This is a genomic window from Streptomyces sp. NPDC020362 (assembly GCF_040642095.1).
Taxonomy (GTDB): domain Bacteria; phylum Actinomycetota; class Actinomycetes; order Streptomycetales; family Streptomycetaceae; genus Streptomyces.
Window position 1 is genome coordinate 72,520 of record NZ_JBFAET010000009.1, and the last position, 20,049, is coordinate 92,568.

The 20,049-nt window shown below is 72.4% G+C and carries 17 protein-coding genes; 7 read left to right on the forward strand and 10 right to left on the reverse strand.

Annotated elements, in window-relative coordinates; all coding sequences use genetic code 11:
• Positions 1-1,263, forward strand: coding sequence for a maleylpyruvate isomerase N-terminal domain-containing protein (locus AB0H32_RS06630; protein ID WP_361115363.1), 1,263 nt, complete (start codon positions 1-3; stop codon positions 1,261-1,263).
• A 310-nt stretch (positions 1,264-1,573) separates the two neighbouring features.
• Here AB0H32_RS06630 and purU read toward each other — a convergent pair whose 3' ends face one another.
• Positions 1,574-2,455 (reverse strand): formyltetrahydrofolate deformylase, encoded by an 882-nt coding sequence (gene purU, locus AB0H32_RS06635; protein ID WP_361115253.1) that lies wholly within the window; start codon positions 2,453-2,455, stop codon positions 1,574-1,576.
• A 72-nt stretch (positions 2,456-2,527) separates the two neighbouring features.
• Positions 2,528-2,974: a hypothetical protein gene (locus tag AB0H32_RS06640; protein ID WP_361115256.1), complete on the reverse strand. Its 447-nt coding sequence runs from the start codon at positions 2,972-2,974 to the stop codon at positions 2,528-2,530.
• Between the two features lie 171 nt (positions 2,975-3,145).
• Between AB0H32_RS06640 and AB0H32_RS06645 the strand changes: the two genes are divergently transcribed.
• Positions 3,146-4,474 carry an ABC transporter substrate-binding protein gene (locus AB0H32_RS06645; protein ID WP_361115260.1) on the forward strand — a complete coding sequence of 443 codons (1,329 nt, stop codon included), beginning with the start codon at positions 3,146-3,148 and terminating at the stop codon, positions 4,472-4,474.
• 36 nt (positions 4,475-4,510) lie between these two features.
• Here AB0H32_RS06645 and AB0H32_RS06650 read toward each other — a convergent pair whose 3' ends face one another.
• Both AB0H32_RS06650 and AB0H32_RS06655 read right to left on the reverse strand, forming a co-directional pair.
• Positions 4,511-6,229 (reverse strand): hypothetical protein, encoded by a 1,719-nt coding sequence (locus tag AB0H32_RS06650; RefSeq protein WP_361115263.1) that lies wholly within the window; start codon positions 6,227-6,229, stop codon positions 4,511-4,513.
• A 201-nt stretch (positions 6,230-6,430) separates the two neighbouring features.
• Positions 6,431-7,816, reverse strand: coding sequence for a transcriptional regulator (locus AB0H32_RS06655; protein ID WP_361115265.1), 1,386 nt, complete (start codon positions 7,814-7,816; stop codon positions 6,431-6,433).
• A 276-nt stretch (positions 7,817-8,092) separates the two neighbouring features.
• Between AB0H32_RS06655 and AB0H32_RS06660 the strand changes: the two genes are divergently transcribed.
• The 3 genes from AB0H32_RS06660 (at position 8,093) to AB0H32_RS06670 (ending at position 11,247) form a co-directional block, all read left to right on the forward strand.
• The gene (locus tag AB0H32_RS06660) at positions 8,093-8,746 is read left to right on the forward strand and encodes a bifunctional DNA primase/polymerase (RefSeq protein WP_361115366.1); all 654 of its coding nucleotides are present in this window, start codon (positions 8,093-8,095) and stop codon (positions 8,744-8,746) included.
• Between the two features lie 141 nt (positions 8,747-8,887).
• The gene (locus AB0H32_RS06665; RefSeq protein ID WP_361115268.1) at positions 8,888-9,664 is read left to right on the forward strand and encodes an ABC transporter ATP-binding protein; all 777 of its coding nucleotides are present in this window, start codon (positions 8,888-8,890) and stop codon (positions 9,662-9,664) included.
• Positions 9,661-11,247 (forward strand): transporter, encoded by a 1,587-nt coding sequence (locus AB0H32_RS06670; RefSeq protein WP_361115271.1) that lies wholly within the window; start codon positions 9,661-9,663, stop codon positions 11,245-11,247. The genes AB0H32_RS06665 and AB0H32_RS06670 overlap by 4 nt, the downstream gene beginning before the upstream one ends.
• 115 nt (positions 11,248-11,362) lie before the next feature.
• Here AB0H32_RS06670 and AB0H32_RS06675 read toward each other — a convergent pair whose 3' ends face one another.
• Positions 11,363-12,223, reverse strand: a complete 861-nt coding sequence (locus AB0H32_RS06675) for an alpha/beta hydrolase (protein ID WP_361115274.1) — start codon at positions 12,221-12,223, stop codon at positions 11,363-11,365.
• A gap of 337 nt (positions 12,224-12,560) precedes the next feature.
• Positions 12,561-13,253, reverse strand: coding sequence for a metal-dependent transcriptional regulator (locus tag AB0H32_RS06680; RefSeq protein ID WP_020940714.1), 693 nt, complete (start codon positions 13,251-13,253; stop codon positions 12,561-12,563).
• A gap of 257 nt (positions 13,254-13,510) precedes the next feature.
• Between AB0H32_RS06680 and AB0H32_RS06685 the strand changes: the two genes are divergently transcribed.
• Complete coding sequence (locus AB0H32_RS06685) at positions 13,511-14,266, forward strand: SIS domain-containing protein (RefSeq protein WP_361115277.1); 756 nt, start codon at positions 13,511-13,513, stop codon at positions 14,264-14,266.
• Between the two features lie 125 nt (positions 14,267-14,391).
• Here the strand turns inward: AB0H32_RS06685 and AB0H32_RS06690 are convergent, their stop codons facing one another.
• The 3 genes from AB0H32_RS06690 to AB0H32_RS06700 all read right to left on the reverse strand — a co-directional run bounded on the left by AB0H32_RS06690 (position 14,392) and on the right by AB0H32_RS06700 (position 18,010).
• Positions 14,392-15,825 (reverse strand): PAS domain-containing protein, encoded by a 1,434-nt coding sequence (locus AB0H32_RS06690; RefSeq protein WP_361115280.1) that lies wholly within the window; start codon positions 15,823-15,825, stop codon positions 14,392-14,394.
• Between the two features lie 111 nt (positions 15,826-15,936).
• Entirely contained in the window at positions 15,937-16,398 is a 462-nt protein-coding gene (locus AB0H32_RS06695) for a GNAT family N-acetyltransferase (RefSeq protein WP_361115283.1), read from the reverse strand.
• A gap of 511 nt (positions 16,399-16,909) precedes the next feature.
• On the reverse strand, positions 16,910-18,010 hold the full coding sequence (locus AB0H32_RS06700; RefSeq protein WP_361115286.1) for a citrate synthase 2: 1,101 nt from the start codon (positions 18,008-18,010) through the stop codon (positions 16,910-16,912).
• A gap of 165 nt (positions 18,011-18,175) precedes the next feature.
• Between AB0H32_RS06700 and pdxH the strand changes: the two genes are divergently transcribed.
• Complete coding sequence (pdxH, locus tag AB0H32_RS06705; protein WP_361115289.1) at positions 18,176-18,862, forward strand: pyridoxamine 5'-phosphate oxidase; 687 nt, start codon at positions 18,176-18,178, stop codon at positions 18,860-18,862.
• 122 nt (positions 18,863-18,984) lie between these two features.
• On the opposite strand, the gene AB0H32_RS06710 is transcribed toward pdxH, so the two are convergent.
• Entirely contained in the window at positions 18,985-20,016 is a 1,032-nt protein-coding gene (locus AB0H32_RS06710) for a 2-oxoglutarate and iron-dependent oxygenase domain-containing protein (RefSeq protein WP_361115292.1), read from the reverse strand.
• Positions 20,017-20,049 lie beyond the last annotated feature (33 nt).

Genomic DNA, 20,049 nt, shown 5'->3' on the forward strand with positions numbered 1-20,049 from the left:
GTGCCGTCGGGGGCCAGCGGACCCGGTCCGGACGGGCCGCCCCGCATACCGCTGCCCCGCGCCTCCGTCGAGGACGGCGGGCAACCCCTGCCCGACCTCGCCGAGTCCGGCGGCCTCGCGCCCGCGCCGCTCGACCTGCCGCACGACGTCCTGAAGTCGCTCCTCGGCGCCTGGGCCCTGGCCGCCTGCTCGGCGGCGGAGACTGCGGCCGTCGAGGAGCACCTCGGCGCCTGCGGATCCTGCGCGGACGAGGCGCGGCGGCTGCGCGAGGCGGTCGGTCTGCTGCACCAGCCCGAGAGCCTCGACCTGGACCCTGCGCTGCGCACCCGGGTCCTGGAGAGCTGCCTCACCCGCCGCCCGCCGCGCATTCCGGTGCCCGGGTGGGCGGCTCCGTACGACGCCGAGACCGCGCGGCTGGACGCGCTGCTGCAGGACTTCGGGGACGCCGAGTGGCACGCGCCCGTGCGGCTGCGGTGGTTCGAGGACGACGCGGCGACGAGCCGTCGTACCACCGTGGCCGGGGTGATCGCGCATCTGCTGTCGGTGGACGGACTGGTCGCGGCGGCCGTCGGCCTGGACGATCCGCTGGCCGAGGTCGTCGACGAGGGCGGCACGGGAGGGCGGGAGACGGCGGGACCGGCCGCACGTACCGAGGCACTCTGGCGGGCGTCGCACTTCCCGCCCACCCGCTCCGTGCGGGCGCCGTGGCGGGAGCAGAGCCACAGCCTCGTGCGGACGGTGTCCTTCACGGGCAGCAGCGCCGGTGGGCTCACGGTGCCGTACGGCGACTTCGACCTGCCGTTGCACGACGCGATGCTGGACCGCGCCTTCGAGTGCTGGGTGCACGCGGAGGACATCGCCGTGGCGGTCGACTATCCGTACGACCCGCCCGCGCCGCGCCATCTGAACAAGATGATCGACCTGGCGGCCCGGATGCTGCCGGCGGCGCTCGCCGAGCGACGGCGGGCGGGGCTGTCCGCGCCCGGGCGGACCCCGCATCTCGTACCGGCGGGGACGCCGGGGCGGAGCCTGCGGCTGGAGATCGAGGGTGCGGCCGGCGGGGAGTGGCTGATCCCGCTGGACTCGCCCGCGGCGGTGGGTTCCGCCGAGTTCGAGGTGGCCCATGTCGCGCTGGACGGGGTGGAGTTCTGCAAGCTGGCCGCCGGCCATGTGTCGCCGGAGGAGGCTGCGGCGGGGCAGGCGGGGGATCGGGAGGCGATCAGGGATGTGCTGTTCGCCGCAGCCGGGCTGAGCCGCATGTGAGGTCGCCTGCTCACCTTGCCCGGCGCCGAGGCCGGGCAGGGGGTGCGGTCACGTGCCCGCGCTTGCGGTGTGCCGCCCGCGCCCACCCTCCCCCACTCTCGGCCACGAGCACCCCGAAGGGGCGCGGGGAACTGCGCGACAGGCCCCCCACGCACGCGCAGCCGGGAGACGGCTCGCAGCCATGAGCGCCCCGAAGGGGCGCGGGGAACTGCGCGAGCAACCCCCGCGCAGCCGCAGTCGCGTGGGACGAAAGCCCCCGCTCCTTGGGCGAACAAGGCAAAGCACCCGCACGCGGACAACGCGGGCACCCTCAGGCGAACACCACCGTCCGGCGGCCGTTCAGCAGAATCCTCCGCTCCGCGTGCCACTTCACCGCCCGCGCCAGCGCCTGACACTCCACATCACGGCCGATGGCGACCAGCTGATCGGGGGTCACGTCGTGGCCGACCCGCTCGACCTCCTGCTCGATGATCGGCCCCTCGTCGAGATCCGCGGTGACGTAGTGCGCCGTCGCACCGATCAGCTTGACGCCCCTCGCGTGCGCCTGGTGGTACGGCTTCGCACCCTTGAAGCTCGGCAGGAAGGAGTGGTGGATGTTGATGATCCGGCCGCTGAGCTGCTTGCACAGGTCGTCCGAGAGGACCTGCATGTAGCGGGCGAGGACGACCAGTTCGACGTCCTCCTCGCGGACCAGATCCAGAAGCTCCGCCTCGGCCTGCGGCTTGTTCTCCTTCGTCACCGGAATATGGCGGAAGGGAATGTTGTACGAGCCCACCAGCTCGGCGTATTCGGTGTGGTTCGACACCACGGCCGCGATCTCCACGGGCAGCGCGCCGATCCGCGCACGGAACAGCAGGTCGTTGAGGCAGTGGCCGAACTTGCTGACCATCAGCACGATGCGCATCTTCTCGTCGGCCCGGTTGATCTGCCAGTCCATGTGGAAGGAGTCACCGATCGCCGTGAAGCTCGCCCGCAGCTTGTCCACCGTCACCGGCGCCTCCGCCGAGAAGTGGACGCGCATGAAGAACAGACCCGTGTCGTGGTCGCCGAACTGCTGGCTGTCCTCGATGTTGCAGCCGGTCATGAACAGGTAGCTCGACACGGCGTGCACGATGCCCTGCTTGTCCGGGCAGGAGAGGGTGAGAACGTACTGATCGGCGGGGGCCGCGGCTCGGCTGGGCTGCTCGTTCATGCACCACAGGGTCTCATGCCCGTACCGCCCCAAGGGCGGACGTCCGCTGGGCGGACCGCCTGTGCGGACCGGCTATGCGGACCGGGTGACGATCCGCAGCACCTCGAGGCTCTTCGGCGGCGTGTCGGGGTCGTCCCCGTCACTCGCCGACATGCGCACATGGGCGTCCCGGGCCGCCCGCACCGCCTCCGGCCACCCATGGTGGTCGACGTAGGCGGCGACCGGCGCGTCCGGGCCGACCTGGTGCATGATCCGCAGCACCCGCAGGACGGCCGTGTCGACGAGCGCCGCCTCCTGCGAATCGCGGAATATCGTGCCGACGTACTTCTCGGCGGACCAGTTGTCCAGCCAGGTGTCCTCCACCAGCCGGTACACCGCGTCGGTGACGTCGCCGTATCCGTCGACGCCGGCCAGCCAGACGTCCCGCTGGAACGCCTGATCGGAGAGCATGTGCAGCGCGGAGCGCACATTGCTGCGCCAGCGCCACCACGGCATGTCGTTCAGTGGCATGCCGCCCATGGTGGAGGAGCGACGGCCGCGACGGGAAGAGTTCTCCGAACCTTGCACAGTCGTCGATCGTACGTTCCTCGCCACAGGAGTCCCACGGGCCCCCGTAATTCACCTCGGTGTCACCTTTTGTTGACCGAGGGTCACTCCCGGGTTAGTGGTGTGACGGAATCGTGCGGATACATGACCGGCAGGCGACGCATCCGCAGCACCTTCCCTCCTTTCCTCTCCCGGCCCGTCAGAGCCACCGCCCTGTCCGCGGGTGCCCTGGCCGCCTGTGCGTCGCTCACCGCCGGATGCGGGGCCATCCCCGGTGCCACGGGGGGCTCCGGGGATGGCCCGATCAAGGTCATGACCTGGGCACCCGAGAACACGGACGCGACCAACAAACCCGGCATGCCCGCGATGGCCCGCGCCTACGGCAAGTGGATCAACGCCCACGGTGGGATCAACGGCCGCCAGATCAAGGTCCTGACCTGCAACGACCACAACGACAGCGTGGGCGCCGCGAAGTGCGCCCGATGGGCGGCGGCCGAGGACGTGGTCGCGGTCGTCGGCTCCTACAGCCAGTACGGCGACTCCTTCCTCGCCCCGCTGGAGAGCTCCGGCATCCCCTACATCGGCGGCTACGGCGTCACCAACGAGGAGTTCACCGGCCCGATGTCGTACCCGGTCAACGGGGGCCAGCCCGCCCTCCTGGCCGGCCTCGGCAGGGCCCTGGCCGGCACCTGCGGCCCGGTCTCCCTGGTCCGCCCCGACAGCATCGCCGGGGACCAGCTGCCGGTGCTGCTCGACTCGGGCCTGAAGGCGGGCCGGCATGCCGCGGCCACCGACCAGCTCGCCGCCGAGGACGCCACGGAGTACAGCGAGCAGGCCGATCAGGCGCTGCGGTCCGCGACCAAGGACGTGACCAGAAAGGGGTGCGTGGTGCCTGCGCTCGGCGACCGCACCGACACCTTCATGGACTCCTTCCGGCGCAACCGTGAGGACTACGCCGCGGTGCGGACGGCGACCGTGCTGGGCAGCGTCGACCAGACCGTGATCAACGCGACGGGCGGGGCGTCGGGGCCGTACGAAGGGGCGTACATCACCAGCTGGTACCCGGTGGCGTCGGACGCGCGCTGGGACGCGATGAAGAAGGTGATCAGCGAGGAGGCCTTCGGCGACAACCGCATCGACCCCGCGGACGCCGGAGTGCAGACCACCTGGATCGCCTACACCGTGCTCAAGGCCGCCCTGGAGAAGATCGGCAACGGCGAGGTGAGCGCCGACACCGTGCGGCACGCCCTCGACGACGGGCTGGAGGTGTCCACGGGCGGCCTGACCCCGAAGCTGCGCTGGCCCTACGAGGGCAAGCTCGCCGGGGTCGGCTTCCCACGGCTGGTCAACGCCGACGTGACCCTTCAGGTGGTGCAGGACGGCCGGCTGGTCGCCGCGAAGAGGACGGCGGGCTCGGGCATCGACGGAATCACCGACATGACGAGCACGCTGGAGAACGTGGACCTCAACTGACCCGGTCCACGCTCCGCGCCGCCCCCGCGGCCGTCCTCACAGCTGGGTCGGCTGGCGCTGGGTCAGGCCGTACTTCTGCGCGATGGCGTTCCACAGCGCGGCCGCCTTCACCTTCTGCTGGCTGGCAGTGCCGCTCTCCCGGTTGCCGGCCTGGGTCTGCGGGGTGATGCGGGCCTGGCCCTTGTGGCAGCCCTTCCGGCCGCCGTCCACCTGGTCGGCCCAGGCCGCGTAGTGGTTGTCGGCGGCTGCGGACGCCTGCCAGGCCCGGTTGAGGGCCGCGGTCAGCTCGGCGTTGCCCGGCAGCTTGTCGACGGACAGCTTGCCGAGCCGGGTGACCAGGCCGCCTCGCTGCTTGGCCGCGTCGCGCAGGTCGGAGGCGGACTGTCCCAGGTTGTCGCACCGCTTGACGTTCGCCACCGCCTGGATCACCGAGGCACGGCTGCTGCCGCTGTCGGCGAGCAGCTTGTCCAGGGCGACCGCCTGCTGCTTGGCCGGGTCGGCGGCGGCCGAGGCGGAGTCCTGGGTGGCCGGGCCGGTGGCGGCGACGGTCTTGTTGTCGTTGCCCTTGTCCCCACCGCCGCTGAGCATCGCACCGGCGCCGACCCCGAGGACGACGATGCCGACGCCTGCGGCCGCGATGAGCGGCACGCGGGAGCGGCGGCCGCCACGACGGCCCTCGTCCTCGTACTCGTCCATCGGCGGGCTGTACGACGGCTGGGACGGTCCCGGGTAGGCGTTCGGCTGCTGGATGCGCGGCATCTGCTGCGTGGCCCCGGCCGGGCTCTCGCCGGCGCCGGGACCGCTGCGGAACAGGTTGTCGAACTCGGCGAGAGGCTGCCGGTCCCCGCCCTGCGCCTGGCCGGTGTACGGCGGTATGTACTGCGTGGCCTCCGCGTCGGAGTGGGCGGCCGGGGCGGCCGGCTGCTGCGCGCGCCCCAGGTACCGCGTCTCCTCACCGGCGGACTCGGGCGGCAGCGCACCGGCCACCGGCGGGATGTACTGCGTGGCGCCCTCGTCGGCGGGGGCCGCCGGGACGGGCGGCAGGTACTGCGTCGCGCCCTCGTCCGCGGGAGCCGGCGCCTGCGCGGCCATCGGGGCGGGTACGGCGCCGGGTATGGGTGCGGCTGCGGGAGCCGGCGCCGAAGCGGCGGGAACCGGCGGCAGGTACTGGGTCGCGCCCTCGTCGGCCGGGGGCAGCGAGGCACCCTGCGGCAGGCCCTGCGCCGGGTACGCGTCCGGCGCGGCCGGCGGCAGGGGCGCGCCCTGGGCGGACGGCGCCGGGGGCTGCTGCTGGTAGACGGCGGGGTAGCCGTACCCGGACTGGCCGCCGCCGTACTGGGGCTGCCGGCCGCCGGGGCCGTGGGCCGGGTTCTGGCCGCCCGATCCGTACGCCGGTTCCTGGCCGGCCGCGCCGTACGCCGGTTCCTGGCCGCCGGCGGAGCCGTACGCCTGCCCGCCGTACGCCGGAGCCGGTGCGGCCTCCGGGGGCAGCGGGCCGGGGCCGTTGCCGGACGGGAGCTGCTGGTCCGCGGTGCCCCACTGCTGGCCGGGGGCCGCGGGCCAGCCCTGGCCGGGCTGGGGCGCCTGCTGCTGGCCGGGGCCCCACGGGCCGCCCCAGGCCTGGCCGCCGGCCGGCCCGACGGGGTCCGGGCCCGTCAGGCCCGGCACCAGCGGCTCGCCTCCGTCGGAGGGCAGCACGATGCCTTCGCGCGCGGGCCGCGCCGAGGGCTCCTCGCCCTGTCGACTCTGCGTCACCGGGACTCCTACGAATGGGGGACCTTCGGAATCGTCGGCTCACGCTACCGGGTCCCCCGAGCCAGGTGCCACGCAGTCAGGGGCGCGATCTTGTTCCCTGTGACGGCGGTAACAAAACCGCCCCGCGGTGCGCTGTTCATGGCATCCGTCGCACGTCCGGGTGCCGTTTCCCGTCCGTTCACGCATCCGCGGGGCTGGTGTTCAGGCGGCCTGCTGGAGATCGAGACGGGCCCCGAACTCGCGCACGACCGCTTCGTCCCGGAAGGGCTCCAGGCGCTGCTGGAGGTCCTCCAGATACTCGGCGCCCCGGTTGGAGCGGAGCGTCTCCAGCAGCTCCACGGCCTTCAGACCGGTACTGCAGGCCTGTTCGATCTCGCGCTGCTGCACCTGGGCTGTGGCGAGCAGCACATAATCGATGGCCCGTCGCCGGGCCCGGGACTTCGGGTGCCCGGCCAGTGACTGCTCGGCGTACCGCGCCGACGCCTCGGCCTGGCCCAGGTCCCGGTGGCAGTGCGCCAGCTCGTCCGCCAGATAGGCCTCGTCGAAGTGCGCGATCCACACCGGGTCGTCCCCGGAGGCCGCGTCCGCCTGTTCCATGGCCGCGATCGCCCGCCCGGAGGCGTCCTGTGCGGCACGGACGTCGCCGAGCAGGGCGTGCCCGCGCGCCTCGGCCGCGTGGAACATCGCCTCCGCGCGCGGGGTCACCCGCCCGCGTGCGCCCTCCTGTGCGGCACGCGCCAGCTGGGCGATCTCGCGCGGGTTGCCGAGCTGCGCGGCCAGGTGGCTCATGGACGCGGCGAGGATGTACCCGCCGTAGCCGCGGTCGCCCGCGGCCTGCGCGAGACGCAGGGACTGGATGTAGTAGCGCTGGGCCAGGCCCGGTTGCCCGGTGTCCACCGCCATGTACCCGGCCAGCTCGGTCAGACGGGCCACGGTCGCGAAGAGGTCCCGGCCGACCGCCTCCCGGTACGACCCCGCGAGCAGCCCGGAGACGACGCTGTTGAGGTAGTGCACGACGACCGGGCGCACATGCCCGCTGCCGAACTGGTGGTCGAGGTCCACCAGCGCCTGGGTCATGGACCGCACGGCCGCCACGTCGGACTGGCCCACGCGTGGGCCCGCCTGCCGGGCCACCTGGGAGTCCGGCGCCGAGATCAGCCAGTCGCGGCTGGGCTCGACCAGCGCGGAGGCGGCGACGGACGAGCCGGACAGGAAGTCCCGCCGCCCCACGTCGCTGCGCCACAGCTCGCAGACCTGCTCGATGGCCCCCAGTACCGTCGGCGAGAACTGGAGGCCGACCCCCGAGGCGAGGTTCTTGCCGTTGGCCATGCCGATCTCGTCGATCGTGACCGTACGGCCGAGCTTGCGCCCGAGCGCCTCGGCGATGATCGCCGGGGCGCGGCCCCGCGGCTGCTGGCCGCGCAGCCAGCGGGCCACGGACGTCTTGTCGTAGCGCAGGTCGAGACCGTGCTCGGCGCCGCACATGTTGACCCGCCGGGCCAGCCCGGCGTTCGAGCACCCCGCTTCCTGGATGAGTGCCTGCAGCCGTTCGTTCGGCTGCCTCGCCACGAGAGGCCTTGCGGCCATGTGCTACCCCCTGCGAACCCCTGGAGCGTGAACATCCGGCCGGAAGAATCCGGTCGCGAAGATCACTGCCCAGCTGACATACCGTCAATGCGTGACATGTGCGGTTTGCCGGGGTAAAGGCTGACGCCATCCCCCTCCCTGGCTACCCGGGCCACGACCTGGTTCCTCCCGCGCGCCCCCGCGTGTGCACCCATGCGCCCCACTTGCGGAATCAATGCTCCTCCCCCGCGCACGCTCCAGCCGTAACTACAGGTGGGTGCGGGAGTTGAGTTGAGCGTGGAAGAGACGATCGCCGGCACCGAAGCCGCTCAGATTCCGCAGCAGCGCGGGGAATCGCTGCTGGAAACCGCCGTACGCTACGCCGAGGAGCGGCACTGGGACGTGTTCCCGGGCAGCTGGCTGGAAGCCGTCGACGGGGTGCAGCGCTGCTCGTGCGGCGACGCCTCCTGCCCCGCGCCGGGTGCGCACCCCACGCGCCCCGACTGGACGACGCAGGCGACCGGCAGCGCGACCGTGGCGCGCCGGATGTGGCAGAGGCAGCCGACGGCGTCGATCCTGCTGCCGACGGGGCGTACGTTCGACGCGCTGTCCGTCCCGGAGAGCGCCGGGTTCCTGGCGCTCGCCCGGATGGAGCGGATGGAGCTGACCCTGGGACCGGTGACGCTCACTCCCGACCGGCGGATGCAGTTCTTCGTGCTGCCGGGCGCCTCTGCGAAGGTCCCGGACCTGGTGCGGAAGCTGGGGTGGTCGCTGTCCTCGCTGGACCTTGTGCCGTTGGGGGAGGGCGGTTACGTGGCCGCTCCTCCCACCCGGTTCGGATCGCGTGGTGCCGTGCAGTGGGCCTGCCGGCCGACCGCGGCGAATCGGTGGCTGCCGGATGCGGAGGAGTTGATCTCGCCGCTGGCTTATGCGTGCGGTCGGGATCGGTAGCCGTTTCGCCCTCGCGTCTGCCTGGTTGCGGTGATCCGGCGGCTGCGGGTTGGCCGTTGGCTTGTCGCGCCCACGCGGCGGAGCGCATGTCAGCACAGTCCCGCGCCCCTTGGCGCGCTGCAGTGGTCGTAGGGTGCACGCATGACCGAGGCAGCAGTTCGCATACAGGGACTCTGGAAACAATTCGGGCAACAGGTGGCCGTGGGCGGAATCGACCTAGATCTGCCCGCGGGGAAGTTCGTCGGGCTGGTCGGGCCGAACGGGGCCGGTAAGACCACCACGCTGTCCATGGTGACCGGGTTGCTCCGGCCCGATCAGGGAACCGTCGAGATCGTCGGTCATGACGTGTGGCGGGATCCGGTGGCCGTGAAGGCCCGGATCGGGGTGCTGCCCGAGGGGCTGCGGCTGTTCGAGCGGCTGTCGGGGCGGGAGCTGCTGGGGTACTCGGGACGGCTGCGCGGCCTGCCCGGTGCCGAGGTCGACAAGCGGGCCACGCAGCTGCTGGACGTGCTCGACCTCTCCGGTTCGCAGCACAAACTGGTCGTGGACTACTCGACCGGCATGCGCAAGAAGATCGGGCTCGCGGCCGCTCTCCTCCACAATCCCGAAGTGCTGTTCCTGGACGAGCCGTTCGAGGGCGTCGACCCGGTGTCCGCGCAGACGATCCGGGGGGTGCTGGAGCGGTACACCGCCTCCGGCGCCACCGTCGTGTTCTCCTCGCACGTGATGGAGCTGGTCGAGTCCCTGTGCGACTGGGTGGCCGTCATGGCGGCGGGACGCATCCGGTCCACCGGGAGCCTGGCCGAGGTGCGCGGGGAGCATGCCACACTGCAGGACGCGTTCCTGGAGCTGGTGGGGGCCCGCGGCCGGGACGCCGGGTCCGATCTGGACTGGCTGGGCGGCGGAGCGGCCCGATGACGAGCCTGACCTCCACCGTCGTACGGCTGAAGCTGTCCCTGCTGCGGGGCGGGCTGAGGCAGTCGGCCGGCCGGCGGGCCGCGTTCCTCGCCTCGGCCGTCGTCGCGCTGCTGGTCGCGCTGCTCCAGCTGCTGGGCCTCGTGGCGCTGCGCGGGCATGCGCACGCCGAGGCCGTCGCCGTGCCGGGTACGGCCGTGCTGGCGCTGGGCTGGGCGGTGATGCCGCTGTTCTTCCCGAGCGGGGACGAGACGCTGGACCCGACCCGGCTGGTGCTGCTGCCGCTGCAGCCCCGTCCGCTGGTCCGGGCGCTGCTGGCCGCCTCGCTGGTCGGCATCGGACCGCTGTACACGCTGCTGGTGCTGGCGGGCTGTGCACTGTCGGTGGCGCAGTCGGCTGCGGGGTACGCCTTCTCCGTCGTCGCCGTCGCCCTCGCGCTGCTGGTCTGCGTGGCGCTCGCGCGGGCCGTCGCCGCCGCCAACGTGCGGCTGCTCACCAGCAGGAAGGGACGTGATCTGGCCGTCCTGAGCGGGCTGTTCGTCGCCCTCGGGATGCAGCTGGTCAACTTCGGTGCGGGCCAGCTGGGTTCGGGGGGCCTGGGGCGGCTGCAACCGGTCGCGGACGTGCTGTCCTGGGTACCGCCCGCGTCGGCGGTGGGGGCGGTACGGGCGGCGAGCGAGGGGTCGTACGGCACCGCCGTCGGTCAACTCGCCATGTCTGTGGCCGCGCTGGCGGGACTCCTCGTCGTATGGGCGCGGAATCTGACCCGGTTGATGACCTCGCCCGACGCGTCCACCCTCCAGGCCGCCGACAGCGGGGGCCGGGACCGCTCCTCGGCCGGGCTCGGCCGGCTGCTGCCGGACGGGCGCACGGGTACGGTCATGGAACGCACCCTGCGCTACATCTGGCGCGACCCGAAGACCAAGGCCGCATGGGTGACCTCGCTGGCCATCGGTCTGATCGTGCCGGTGTACAACGCGGTGCAGGGCACCGGGACCCCCTACTTCGCGTGCTTCGCCGCCGGAATGCTCGGCATCCAGATGTACAACCAGTTCGGGCAGGACACCTCCGCCTTCTGGATGGTGGCCCTGACCATCTCCTCGCCCCGGGACGCATACACCGAGCTGCGCGGGCGGGCGCTGGCCCTGCTGGTGATCACCCTGCCCTACTCCGCGCTCGTGACCGTCCTGACGACCGCGCTGCTCGGCGACTGGGACCGGCTGCCGGAGGTACTCGGGCTGTCGTTCGCCCTGCTCGGGGCGATGCTGGCCACCGGCGCCTGGGCCTCGGCCGGCTTCCCGTACTCCATCCCGCAGGAGGGCCACAAGAACGTGGCCCCCGGTCAGGCCGGCCTCGCCTGGATCTCCATCTTCGGCGGCATGATCTCCGCCGCCCTGCTCTGCTCCCCCGTCATCGTCGCGACCATCTGGCTGAACGTCAGCGCGGACGGCGATGCTTGGAGCTGGGTGCTGCTGCCTGCGGGGGTGGGGTACGGGGCGACGATCACGTACCTGGGCCTGAGGCTCGCGGCACCGCGCACGGCGGCCCGCCTGCCGGAAATCCTCACGGCCGTGAGCAAGGGCTGACGGCACTGTTCGACGCAGGGCTTCTGCAGCATCTCAGGGGCGCGGGGAACTGCGCGACGAACCACAGAGCACCCGCGCCCGCCGACGCTCCAGGGCCACCCACCCGAGAAGCGGCTCAAACCCCGTGCACCGCGTCGAGAAACGGCTCGACAGCCCCCCGCCAGGCCCCCGGCTGGTCGTAGTGCACCAGGTGCCCCGCCTCGGCCACCTCGGCATACTCGCCGAGAGGCAGCACCCGGACCATCTCCTGCGCCTCGGCCCGCCCCAGCTCGCCGTCGAGACCACGAACGACCAGGGCAGGGCACCGCACCTGAGCCAGCTCCTCCCAGTGCGCGTCGTACACCCAGCTCTCCCGGGTCGTGAGCATCTGCTCCGGCTCGAAGACGGGGCGCCAGCCGTCGGCGGACTCGTGCATGACCTCGGCGTAGAAAGCGCCGCGGGCAGGGTTCGGCCGCTCCACCCAGGGATCGTCCTCGCCGAACCACTTGCGGACGTCGGCGAGCGTGGCGAAGGGGACGGGCCAGGCCCGGAACCAGGCGGCCCACTCGCGCTGCGAGGCCGCCCCGAGCGCGGAGGCCCGCATGTCGCAGATGACCAGGCCGCGCACCAGGTCGGGGCGTTTCGCGGCGAGCTGCCAGGCGGTCAGGGCGCCCATGGCGTGGCCGATGAGGACGGCGGGGGCGAGGGCCAGCTGTTCCAGGGCGGCCTCGGCGTCCTCGACGTAGGCCTCGCGGGTGTACGCGGCCTGGGGCCGCTTGTCGCTCCGGCCGTGGCCTCGCTGGTCGAGCGCGACGGCGCGCCGGCGCTCGGCGAGCCAGCGGGCGGTGGACGCCCAGTGCGAGGCGCGGCCCATCAGACCGTGGAGTAACAGCACGCCCGGAGCTCCGGGCTCCGTCTCCGGTTTGGGAGGGTCCGCGAACTCCCATGCGGCCAGGCGCACCCCGCCCGCTCCCGTCACATCGATACGCCGTGCCATCGGCCTGGCACCCCCCAGCTCCGCCTGCCTCGTACCGCTGTACTGCCGTAGTTGTCGTCGTACGCACCGTATGCGCTGTGAGCGCCGTTGCCGTCGGCGTACTGTCGCCGCAGACTATCGAATGCCCATTCGAAGATGCTGCCTCTGCGGACAACACCCCTCATTTGAGTGACACCCCTCAAGGAATGATCGCCGCCGCCGAGGGGATCTTTCTGGCGGGAGGCGGACCGCTCGGGGAAAAACGGTCCGAGGGGGATGACCCTGAGAGCTCGGGGCTCCGGGTCAGCACAGGGGAGGACAGGCCCCGGCGCCAGAAGGCGCCGGGGCCCTCTCACGCTCAGCGCTTGGCGACGAACACGTGCGAGGCGACGTCCGCCTCCAGCTCGGCCGCCTCGCCGCCGCTGCCCACCAGCACCCCGCCGGCCGACTCCGTCACACTGACCACCGAGCCGGGCTGCACGCCCGCCCGCCGCAGCGTGTACATGAGCTGCGCGTCCGTCTGGATCGGCTCGCCGATACGACGGACCACGACCGTCTTCCCGTCCGTGCCCGCGTCCAGGTCGGCCAGCGACACCATGCCCTCGTCCAGGAACGGGTCGGCGCCGTCCTTCTCGCCCAGCTCCTCCAGGCCCGGGATCGGGTTGCCGTAGGGCGACTCGGTCGGGTGGCGCAGCAACTCCAGCACGCGCCGCTCCACGGCCTCGCTCATCACGTGCTCCCAGCGGCAGGCCTCGGCGTGCACCTGCTCCCACTCCAGGCCGATCACGTCGACCAGCAGACACTCCGCGAGGCGGTGCTTGCGCATCACACGCGTGGCCAGCCTGCGGCCCTCGTCGGTCAGCTCCAGGTGACGGTCGCTGGCCACGGACACCAGGCCGTCGCGCTCCATCCGCGCCACCGTCTGGCTCACCGTCGGCCCGCTCTGGTCCAGCCGCTCCGCGATGCGGGCGCGCATGGGGACGACGCCTTCCTCTTCCAGTTCGAGGATGGTGCGGAGATACATCTCCGTGGTGTCGATCAGTCCGGACATACGTGCCCCTCGATTACCTCTGCCGGAAGCCCGGCGCGTGCGCTGGCCCTATCACCAATTCTGCCGGATCCCACTGACATGCGGGGGCCACTGTGCAAACGGCGGGGCAGACGGGCGCCGTCCCGCAGGTGCACGGCCCGGTGACCCGGGGGCGCAGCCCGCTCCGCGGCACGCCGACGGACCCACGGCCGTATTGACACCGCATTGGTCCAGACCGCAGGGTGATCCGCGACACAGACGCTGCGAAGGGGCACCGCATGAGCGACGGCACGCCTGCCGACCTGTTCTTCGACGCCGCCATCGGCCTGCTGCAACGGGTCCGGGAGGAGGAAGCCGAGGCGATCACCGCGGCCGGCACCCTGCTCGCCGACACCGTGGCGGCCGGTGGCCGCCTGTTCGCCTTCGGCGCCGGACACTCCTCGCTGGCCGCCCAGGACGTCGTCTACCGGGCCGGCGGCCTCGCCCTGATGAACCTGCTCGCCGTTCCCGGGGTCGTCGGCGTCGACGTCACCCCGGCCACCCTCGGCTCCGCCCTGGAACGCGTCGACGGACTCGCGAGCGCCGTCCTGGACACCTCGCCCGTCCGCGCCGGCGACGCGCTCGTGATCGTCTCCCTGTCCGGCCGCAACGCCCTGCCCGTGGAAATGGCCCGGAGCGCCCGCGCCCTCGGCGTGAAGGTCATCGGCGTGACCTCGGTGGCCTACGCCTCGCAGACCACGCCCCGGAACCCCTCGGGCACCTTCCTGAAGGACCACTGCGACATCGTCCTCGACTCGAAGATCGCCGTCGGCGACGCGGAACTCACCCTCGACACCATCCCGGCCCCCTTCGCCCCCGCCTCCACGGTGGTCACCAGCGCCCTGATGCAGGCCGTCGTGGCCACCGCGGCCGCCGCGCTGGCCGACCGCGGCATCGAGCCTCCACTGCTGCGCTCCGGCAACGTCGACGGCGGCCACGCCTGGAACCGGCAGGTCATGGAGCAGTACGGGGACCGGATCTTCTACCAGCACTGAGCCGGCACCGCCCGCCGCTCCCCCGGCTTCCCCCCGCGGCCTCACCTGTCCGGGCTCGAACCTCCGGCCTGACCTGTCCGGGCTCGAACCTCCGGTCTCCCCCCTCCGGTCCCACCGCCCCGGCCTCACTCCTCCGGCTTCTCCCGCACCGCCTCGGCCAGATCCAGCGCCGCCGCCATCCGTACGGCCACGTCCTCCGCATAGACCGCGTCCGCACGCTCGAAGCGACTGCGGCCGGCCCCGCGCAGGAAGGTGACCACGCCCAGCGTCCGGCCGCGGCTGCGCAGCACGGAGCACAGGGCGTGCACGGTGTCACCGGGCCACTGCCGGGCCAGCGCCCACTCGCGCGCCTGCTCGGCCGGGACCGACCCGGCGTCCGCGCGCACGGTGCCGGCCCGCTCCACACAGTTCAGCGCCGGGTGCCCCTCCTCGTAGCGCACGGGCAGCCCGGCCGCGCCCGTGAGCGCACTCGGCCCGGGCGCCCCGGCGGGCGTGGCCGCGAACCGGACCAGCCGTACCGGGACCGTCTCGTCGCCCTCCGCGCGCGGCGCGACGGCCAGCCGGTCGAGCAGGGCGTGGTCGGCGAAGCCCGCGAGGGCGAAGTCCAGGTGAACGGTGACCGCCTCCGCCGGATCCTCGCACTCGGCGGCGGCACGGGCCGCGCGGTGCAGCTGGTTGGTGCGGAAGCGCAGCAGGGCCGCCTCCTGCTCGCCCTGCTTGCCCTCGGTGACGTCCTGGAACAGCCAGCCGACCCCGAGCGGTACGGGCTCCTCGGCGAGCGGCGAGGCCAGCCGCACGAACCCGCTGCGCCAGCAGCGCCGCTTCTCGCCCTCGGGCGAGCGCACGGACACCCACATCTCGGCGGGCGCCGGCGGAGCGCCCTCGGCCAGGACGTGGGTGAGCGCGCTCTCCAGCTCCTCCACGCCCTGCGCCAGCAGCTCGCCGAGCGGCCGGCCGAGCGCGGACGTACGCCCGATGCCCAGGGCCCGCGCCGCATGCGCGTTGACGACGGCGGGCCGCAGATCGGCGTCGACCAGCACCACGCCCCAGGACGCGTTCTCGAACAGCGCCTCGCTCAGCGCGATGGACCGCTCCAGATCGATCTGCGCGTGCACCTCGCTGAACGCGCAGTACACACCCGCCGACTTCCCCTCGGGCCCGCGCACGGCGGCGGACTGGGTCCGTACGAGGACCCGGCCGCCGTCCTTCGTGACGAGGGCGAACTCGTGCACCTGCCGGCCGGGCGCGTGCATGACCGACATCAGGCGCTCCTGGACGTCCTCGGCGTCGGCACTGCGCACCGCCCACCCGGCGAACCCGTGCCGCCCCACCGCCTCGGCAGCGGTCCAGCCGAGGATCCGCTCGGCCTCGCGGTTCCAGTGCGTGACGACGCCGTCCGCGTCGAAGGCGCACAGCGCGGCGTCCATGCCGTCCAGCAGCGCGGCGAGCAGATCGGAGCCGCCGGACTCCTCCGGACCGTCAGGGCTGTGCGGACCGTCCGGCTCGGGCTCGTCCGGCCCCAGCTCGTCGGTGGTCCCACTCCGCCGGGAAGCACTCACCTGGACCCCCTGCAGGCTGCGTCGGCGCACGTACGGCGCTCGGTTCGCTAGTGGCCTTCATTCAACTGGAACGTGACTCAGCCCACATCCTGTTCCCTCAGATTGCAGCAATCAATGCCCGCTGCCCGGGCCCGGGTCCAGACGCAGATCGACCCATTCGTCGCTCTCCCCGTCCAGCACGTACCGGTCGGCCTCCACGAACCCGTGTTTCCGGGCGAACCTCAGCCCGTCCTCGTTCACGGCGAGCACACACGTCTCGACCGCCTTCGCGCCGAGCACGCGCGCGTGGGCGATGCCGTTCTCGTACAGGGCCGTACCGAAGCCGCGCCGCCGGTACTCGGGCAGCACGCGCGCGATGACCGTGGCCACGGCGTCCTCGCCCTCCGGCGGCCGGACGGTCGAGCAGCCGACGAGAACGTCCCCCAGGTACGCGTTCTCCAGCCGGTACCGGGCGCTCCGCCGCCGGGCGTCGTCCGGCGACATGGCAGCGGGCGGGACGATCACGTTGTGGACGTGGCGCCAGTGTTCGAGCCGGAGATCGCTGTCGACGGCCTCGATACGAAGATCGGTCATGCGAGCAGCGAATCGCCACGGACATCGCGCGTCAACCGCATTCCCCAGGTGTGGCAGCCAGGGGCCGGCACCGCCTCACCACCTCGGTCGGCCGGATCAACGTCTCTCACCGGAATCCGCGGCTGCTCCAGCGGGCCGACGGGTACGGCTACCGCCTCCGGCCAAAAGCCGTTCCGTCAGCGCCCCCAAAAAACAGTTGATCCCGCCTGGGCAGCTTCTTAGGGTGGGCCTTACGTCGAAGGGAGGTGATCGGGTAAATGAGTGAAACCCGGACGCGCGAGGTGGCTGCGGGCTAGCGGCCTGCCACCACACCATGTGCGGTGCCGGACCAGCGTGTGCGACACACACGCAGCCGGCTCAATCCAACGCAGTCACCCGACCCGCGAGCTCGCCGGTACGTCCGGCCGGCTCCTCCGCCGTGCAGGCGGAGGAACCCGAGCTCGCGGGTCGTCTGCGTGTGCGGCCGACCTCGTGGGGCGTCTGCGTGTGCGGCAGCGGGCCCGAGGGGCCGTCAGTGGGCGATGTCCGCGTATCCCTCGATGTCCCGCGGGCTGCGCGAGCCGGGGCCCACATAGCGGGCCGAGGGACGCACCAGCCTCCCCGTGCGCTTCTGCTCCAGGATGTGCGCCGACCAGCCGGCCGTGCGGGCGCACGTGAACATCGACGTGAACATGTGCGCCGGGACCTGCGCGAAGTCCAGCATGATCGCGGCCCAGAACTCGACGTTGGTGGCGAGGACCCGGTCCGGCCGCCGGTTGTGCAGCTCCTCCAGCGCCGCCTTCTCCAGCGCCTCGGCGATCTCGAAGCGGGGAGCGCCCAGCTCGCGGGCCGTACGGCGCAGTACGCGGGCGCGGGGGTCCTCGGCCCGGTACACCCGGTGCCCGAAGCCCATCAGCCGCTCCCCGCGGTCCAGCGCGTTCTTGACGTACGCCTCCGCGTCGCCCGTCCGCTCGATCTCCTCGATCATGCCGAGCACCCGCGAGGGGGCACCGCCGTGCAGCGGGCCGGACATGGCGCCGACGGCTCCGGAGAGTGCGGCGGCGACGTCCGCGCCGGTCGAGGCGATGACCCGGGCGGTGAACGTGGATGCGTTCATGCCGTGCTCGGCGGCCGAGGTCCAGTAGGCGTCCACGGCCGCGACGTGCTTGGGGTCCGGCTCGCCGCGCCAGCGGATCATGAACCGCTCGACGACCGAGTTCGCCTTGTCGATCTCCCGCTGCGGCACCATCGGCAGTCCCTGCCCGCGTGCGGACTGGGCGACGTAGGACAGTGCCATGACGGCGGCTCGCGCGAGGTCCGCGCGGGCCTGGGCGGCGTCGATGTCGAGCAGTGGTTTCAGGCCCCAGACCGGGGCGAGCATGGCGAGCGCGGACTGCACGTCCACGCGGATGTCGCCGGAGTGCACCGGGATCGGGAACGGCTCGGCGGGCGGCAGTCCTGGGTTGAACGCGCCGTCGACCAGCAGTCCCCACACGTTCCCGAAGGAGACGTGCCCCACCAGGTCCTCGATGTCGACGCCGCGGTAGCGCAGGGCGCCACCTTCCTTGTCGGGTTCGGCGATCTCCGTCTCGAACGCGACGACTCCTTCGAGCCCGGGTACGAAATCGGACATCAGGCGGCTCCTCGTGAAAGTGTCGGCGGCGGTCACCCCGGTGATGCCCGGATCGGCCGGTGGTCACCCAATCCGCAGGCGGACCTGCACGATAGCGCTGAGTGTCATAGTTGGGGAGCCCACACGACACTGAGTGCCAGGCGTTCGATACGGCAGGATGACCGGGTGACCGACCGCGACCTCAGCCTCGACCCCGTCGTCGATCCCGCCGCCATGCGCAAGCAGTACCGGGCCCAGGGCCTCGACGAGAAGGACCTCGCCTCGCATCCGATGGACCAGTTCTCCCGCTGGTTCGAGGACGCCGCCCGCGCCGCCGTGCGCGGCACGCTCTACGAGCCGAACGCGATGGTCGTCTCGACCGCGGACGCGGCGGGCCGGCCCAGCTCCCGCACGGTCCTGATGAAGCAGTACGACACCGACGGCTTCGTCTTCTACACCAACTACCACTCCCGCAAGGCCCGCGAGCTGGCCGCCAACCCGTACGTCTCGCTGCTCTTCCCCTGGCATGCGATCGCCCGTCAGGTGATCGTCACGGGTGTCGCCCGCCGCACCGACCGGGTCGAGACCGCCGCCTATTTCCGCACCCGCCCGCACGGCTCCCAGCTCGGCGCGTGGGCCAGCGACCAGTCCTCGGTGATCCCGTCCCGTGACGGGCTGGAGGCCGCCTACGCCGAGCTGGGCGCGCGTTACCCGGAGGGGGAGCAGGTGCCGGTACCGCCGCACTGGGGCGGTTTCCGGATCGCGCCGGAGACGGTCGAGTTCTGGCAGGGCCGTCAGAACCGTCTGCACGACCGTGTGCGGTATGTGGTTCGGCCGGATGGGGGGTGGGTGGTGGAGCGGCTGAGTCCCTGAGGGTTGCTCAGGGGGCCGCGCGCGCGGTGGGGGGTTGAGGGACGCGGGCGGCTGCGGGCACGCGGTGGCTTGTCGCGCAGTTCCCCGCGCCCCTGAAAACCGGGCGCTTCGCGCCCTGATTCTCATGCCACCGCGAGCAGATCCGCGTGGTGTCGTTCCGCCGCCAGTGGGTGGGCCCGCAGTTTGCCCTTCAGTTCGTTGTAGCCGTACTCGGCGAACAGGGGGTTGGCCGGGTCCGTCGTGATGCCGGGGGCCGTCGAGGCGTGCGGGAAGGGCAGGGGCTCGACCTTGGCGTCCAGGCGGGGGTTGTAGAAGAACGGGACCGAGTAGCGCTCGGTGGCTCCGGGCGGGCTGATCACCCGGTGGTTGGTGGCGATCAGATAGCCGTTGGTGGCCACTTCCAGGAGTTCGCCGAGGTTGACGACGAAGGCGTCCTGCAGCGGGGGCACGTCGTGGAAGAGGCCGTCCTCGCGCTGGACCTGGAGGCCGCCGACGGTGTCCTGCAGGAGCAGGGTGAGGAAGCCGTAGTCCTTGTGGGCGCCGACGCCCTGGTCGGTGCCGTCGCCCGCGCTGCCCGGGTAGCGGACGAGCTTGAGGTGCGGGTGGGCGTGCGCGCCGAAGACCGGGTCGTAGAAGTCGGCGGGGGCGCCGATGGCGGTGAGGAGTTCGTGCAGGAGGCGCTGGGCCACCGCGCTGAGCTTGTCGATCCAGGCGAGGGCGGTCGTGCGCAGCTCGGGGAGGGTGGCCGGCCACTGGTTGGGGCCCTCCAGCCACCAGTACGGCGGCTCGCCGGGGCCGGGTGCGTGCGCGGGGCGCTCGGCGCCTATGTCGAGCTGGTCGCGCCAGTCGCGGGCGCCGCGGGTGCGTTCGTCGCCGGTGCGCGTGTAGCCGCGGAAGTGCGGGGAGTTGACGTTGTCGAGGGCGAGCCGGTCGGCCTCGGGGAGGGCGAAGAAGGCGCGCATGGCGGTGAGCAGCGCGTCGGTCTCGCCCCGGGTCACGCCGTGTCCGACGAGCTGGAAGAAGCCGACGTCGTGGGCGGCGCTGTGCAGCTGGGCGTGGAGCAGGGCTCGGGCCTGGGAGCCGCGGTCGGCGGCCGACAGGTCGATGATCGGGAGCTGTTCGTACGACGGGGTCGTCGCGGAGTGCGTCGTCATGGATGCGTCCACAGGGTGTGTGGGCCACGGGCA

Coding starts and splice junctions, on each gene's coding strand:
- purU (WP_361115253.1), bottom strand. CDS start 2,455: ATGAACGAGCAGCCCAGCCGAGCCGCGGCCCCCGCCGATCAGTACGTT.
- AB0H32_RS06640 (WP_361115256.1), bottom strand. CDS start 2,974: ATGGGCGGCATGCCACTGAACGACATGCCGTGGTGGCGCTGGCGCAGC.
- AB0H32_RS06645 (WP_361115260.1), top strand. CDS start 3,146: ATGACCGGCAGGCGACGCATCCGCAGCACCTTCCCTCCTTTCCTCTCC.
- AB0H32_RS06655 (WP_361115265.1), bottom strand. CDS start 7,816: ATGGCCGCAAGGCCTCTCGTGGCGAGGCAGCCGAACGAACGGCTGCAG.
- AB0H32_RS06665 (WP_361115268.1), top strand. CDS start 8,888: ATGACCGAGGCAGCAGTTCGCATACAGGGACTCTGGAAACAATTCGGG.
- AB0H32_RS06670 (WP_361115271.1), top strand. CDS start 9,661: ATGACGAGCCTGACCTCCACCGTCGTACGGCTGAAGCTGTCCCTGCTG.
- AB0H32_RS06675 (WP_361115274.1), bottom strand. CDS start 12,223: ATGGCACGGCGTATCGATGTGACGGGAGCGGGCGGGGTGCGCCTGGCC.
- AB0H32_RS06680 (WP_020940714.1), bottom strand. CDS start 13,253: ATGTCCGGACTGATCGACACCACGGAGATGTATCTCCGCACCATCCTC.
- AB0H32_RS06685 (WP_361115277.1), top strand. CDS start 13,511: ATGAGCGACGGCACGCCTGCCGACCTGTTCTTCGACGCCGCCATCGGC.
- AB0H32_RS06695 (WP_361115283.1), bottom strand. CDS start 16,398: ATGACCGATCTTCGTATCGAGGCCGTCGACAGCGATCTCCGGCTCGAA.
- AB0H32_RS06700 (WP_361115286.1), bottom strand. CDS start 18,010: ATGTCCGATTTCGTACCCGGGCTCGAAGGAGTCGTCGCGTTCGAGACG.
- AB0H32_RS06710 (WP_361115292.1), bottom strand. CDS start 20,016: ATGACGACGCACTCCGCGACGACCCCGTCGTACGAACAGCTCCCGATC.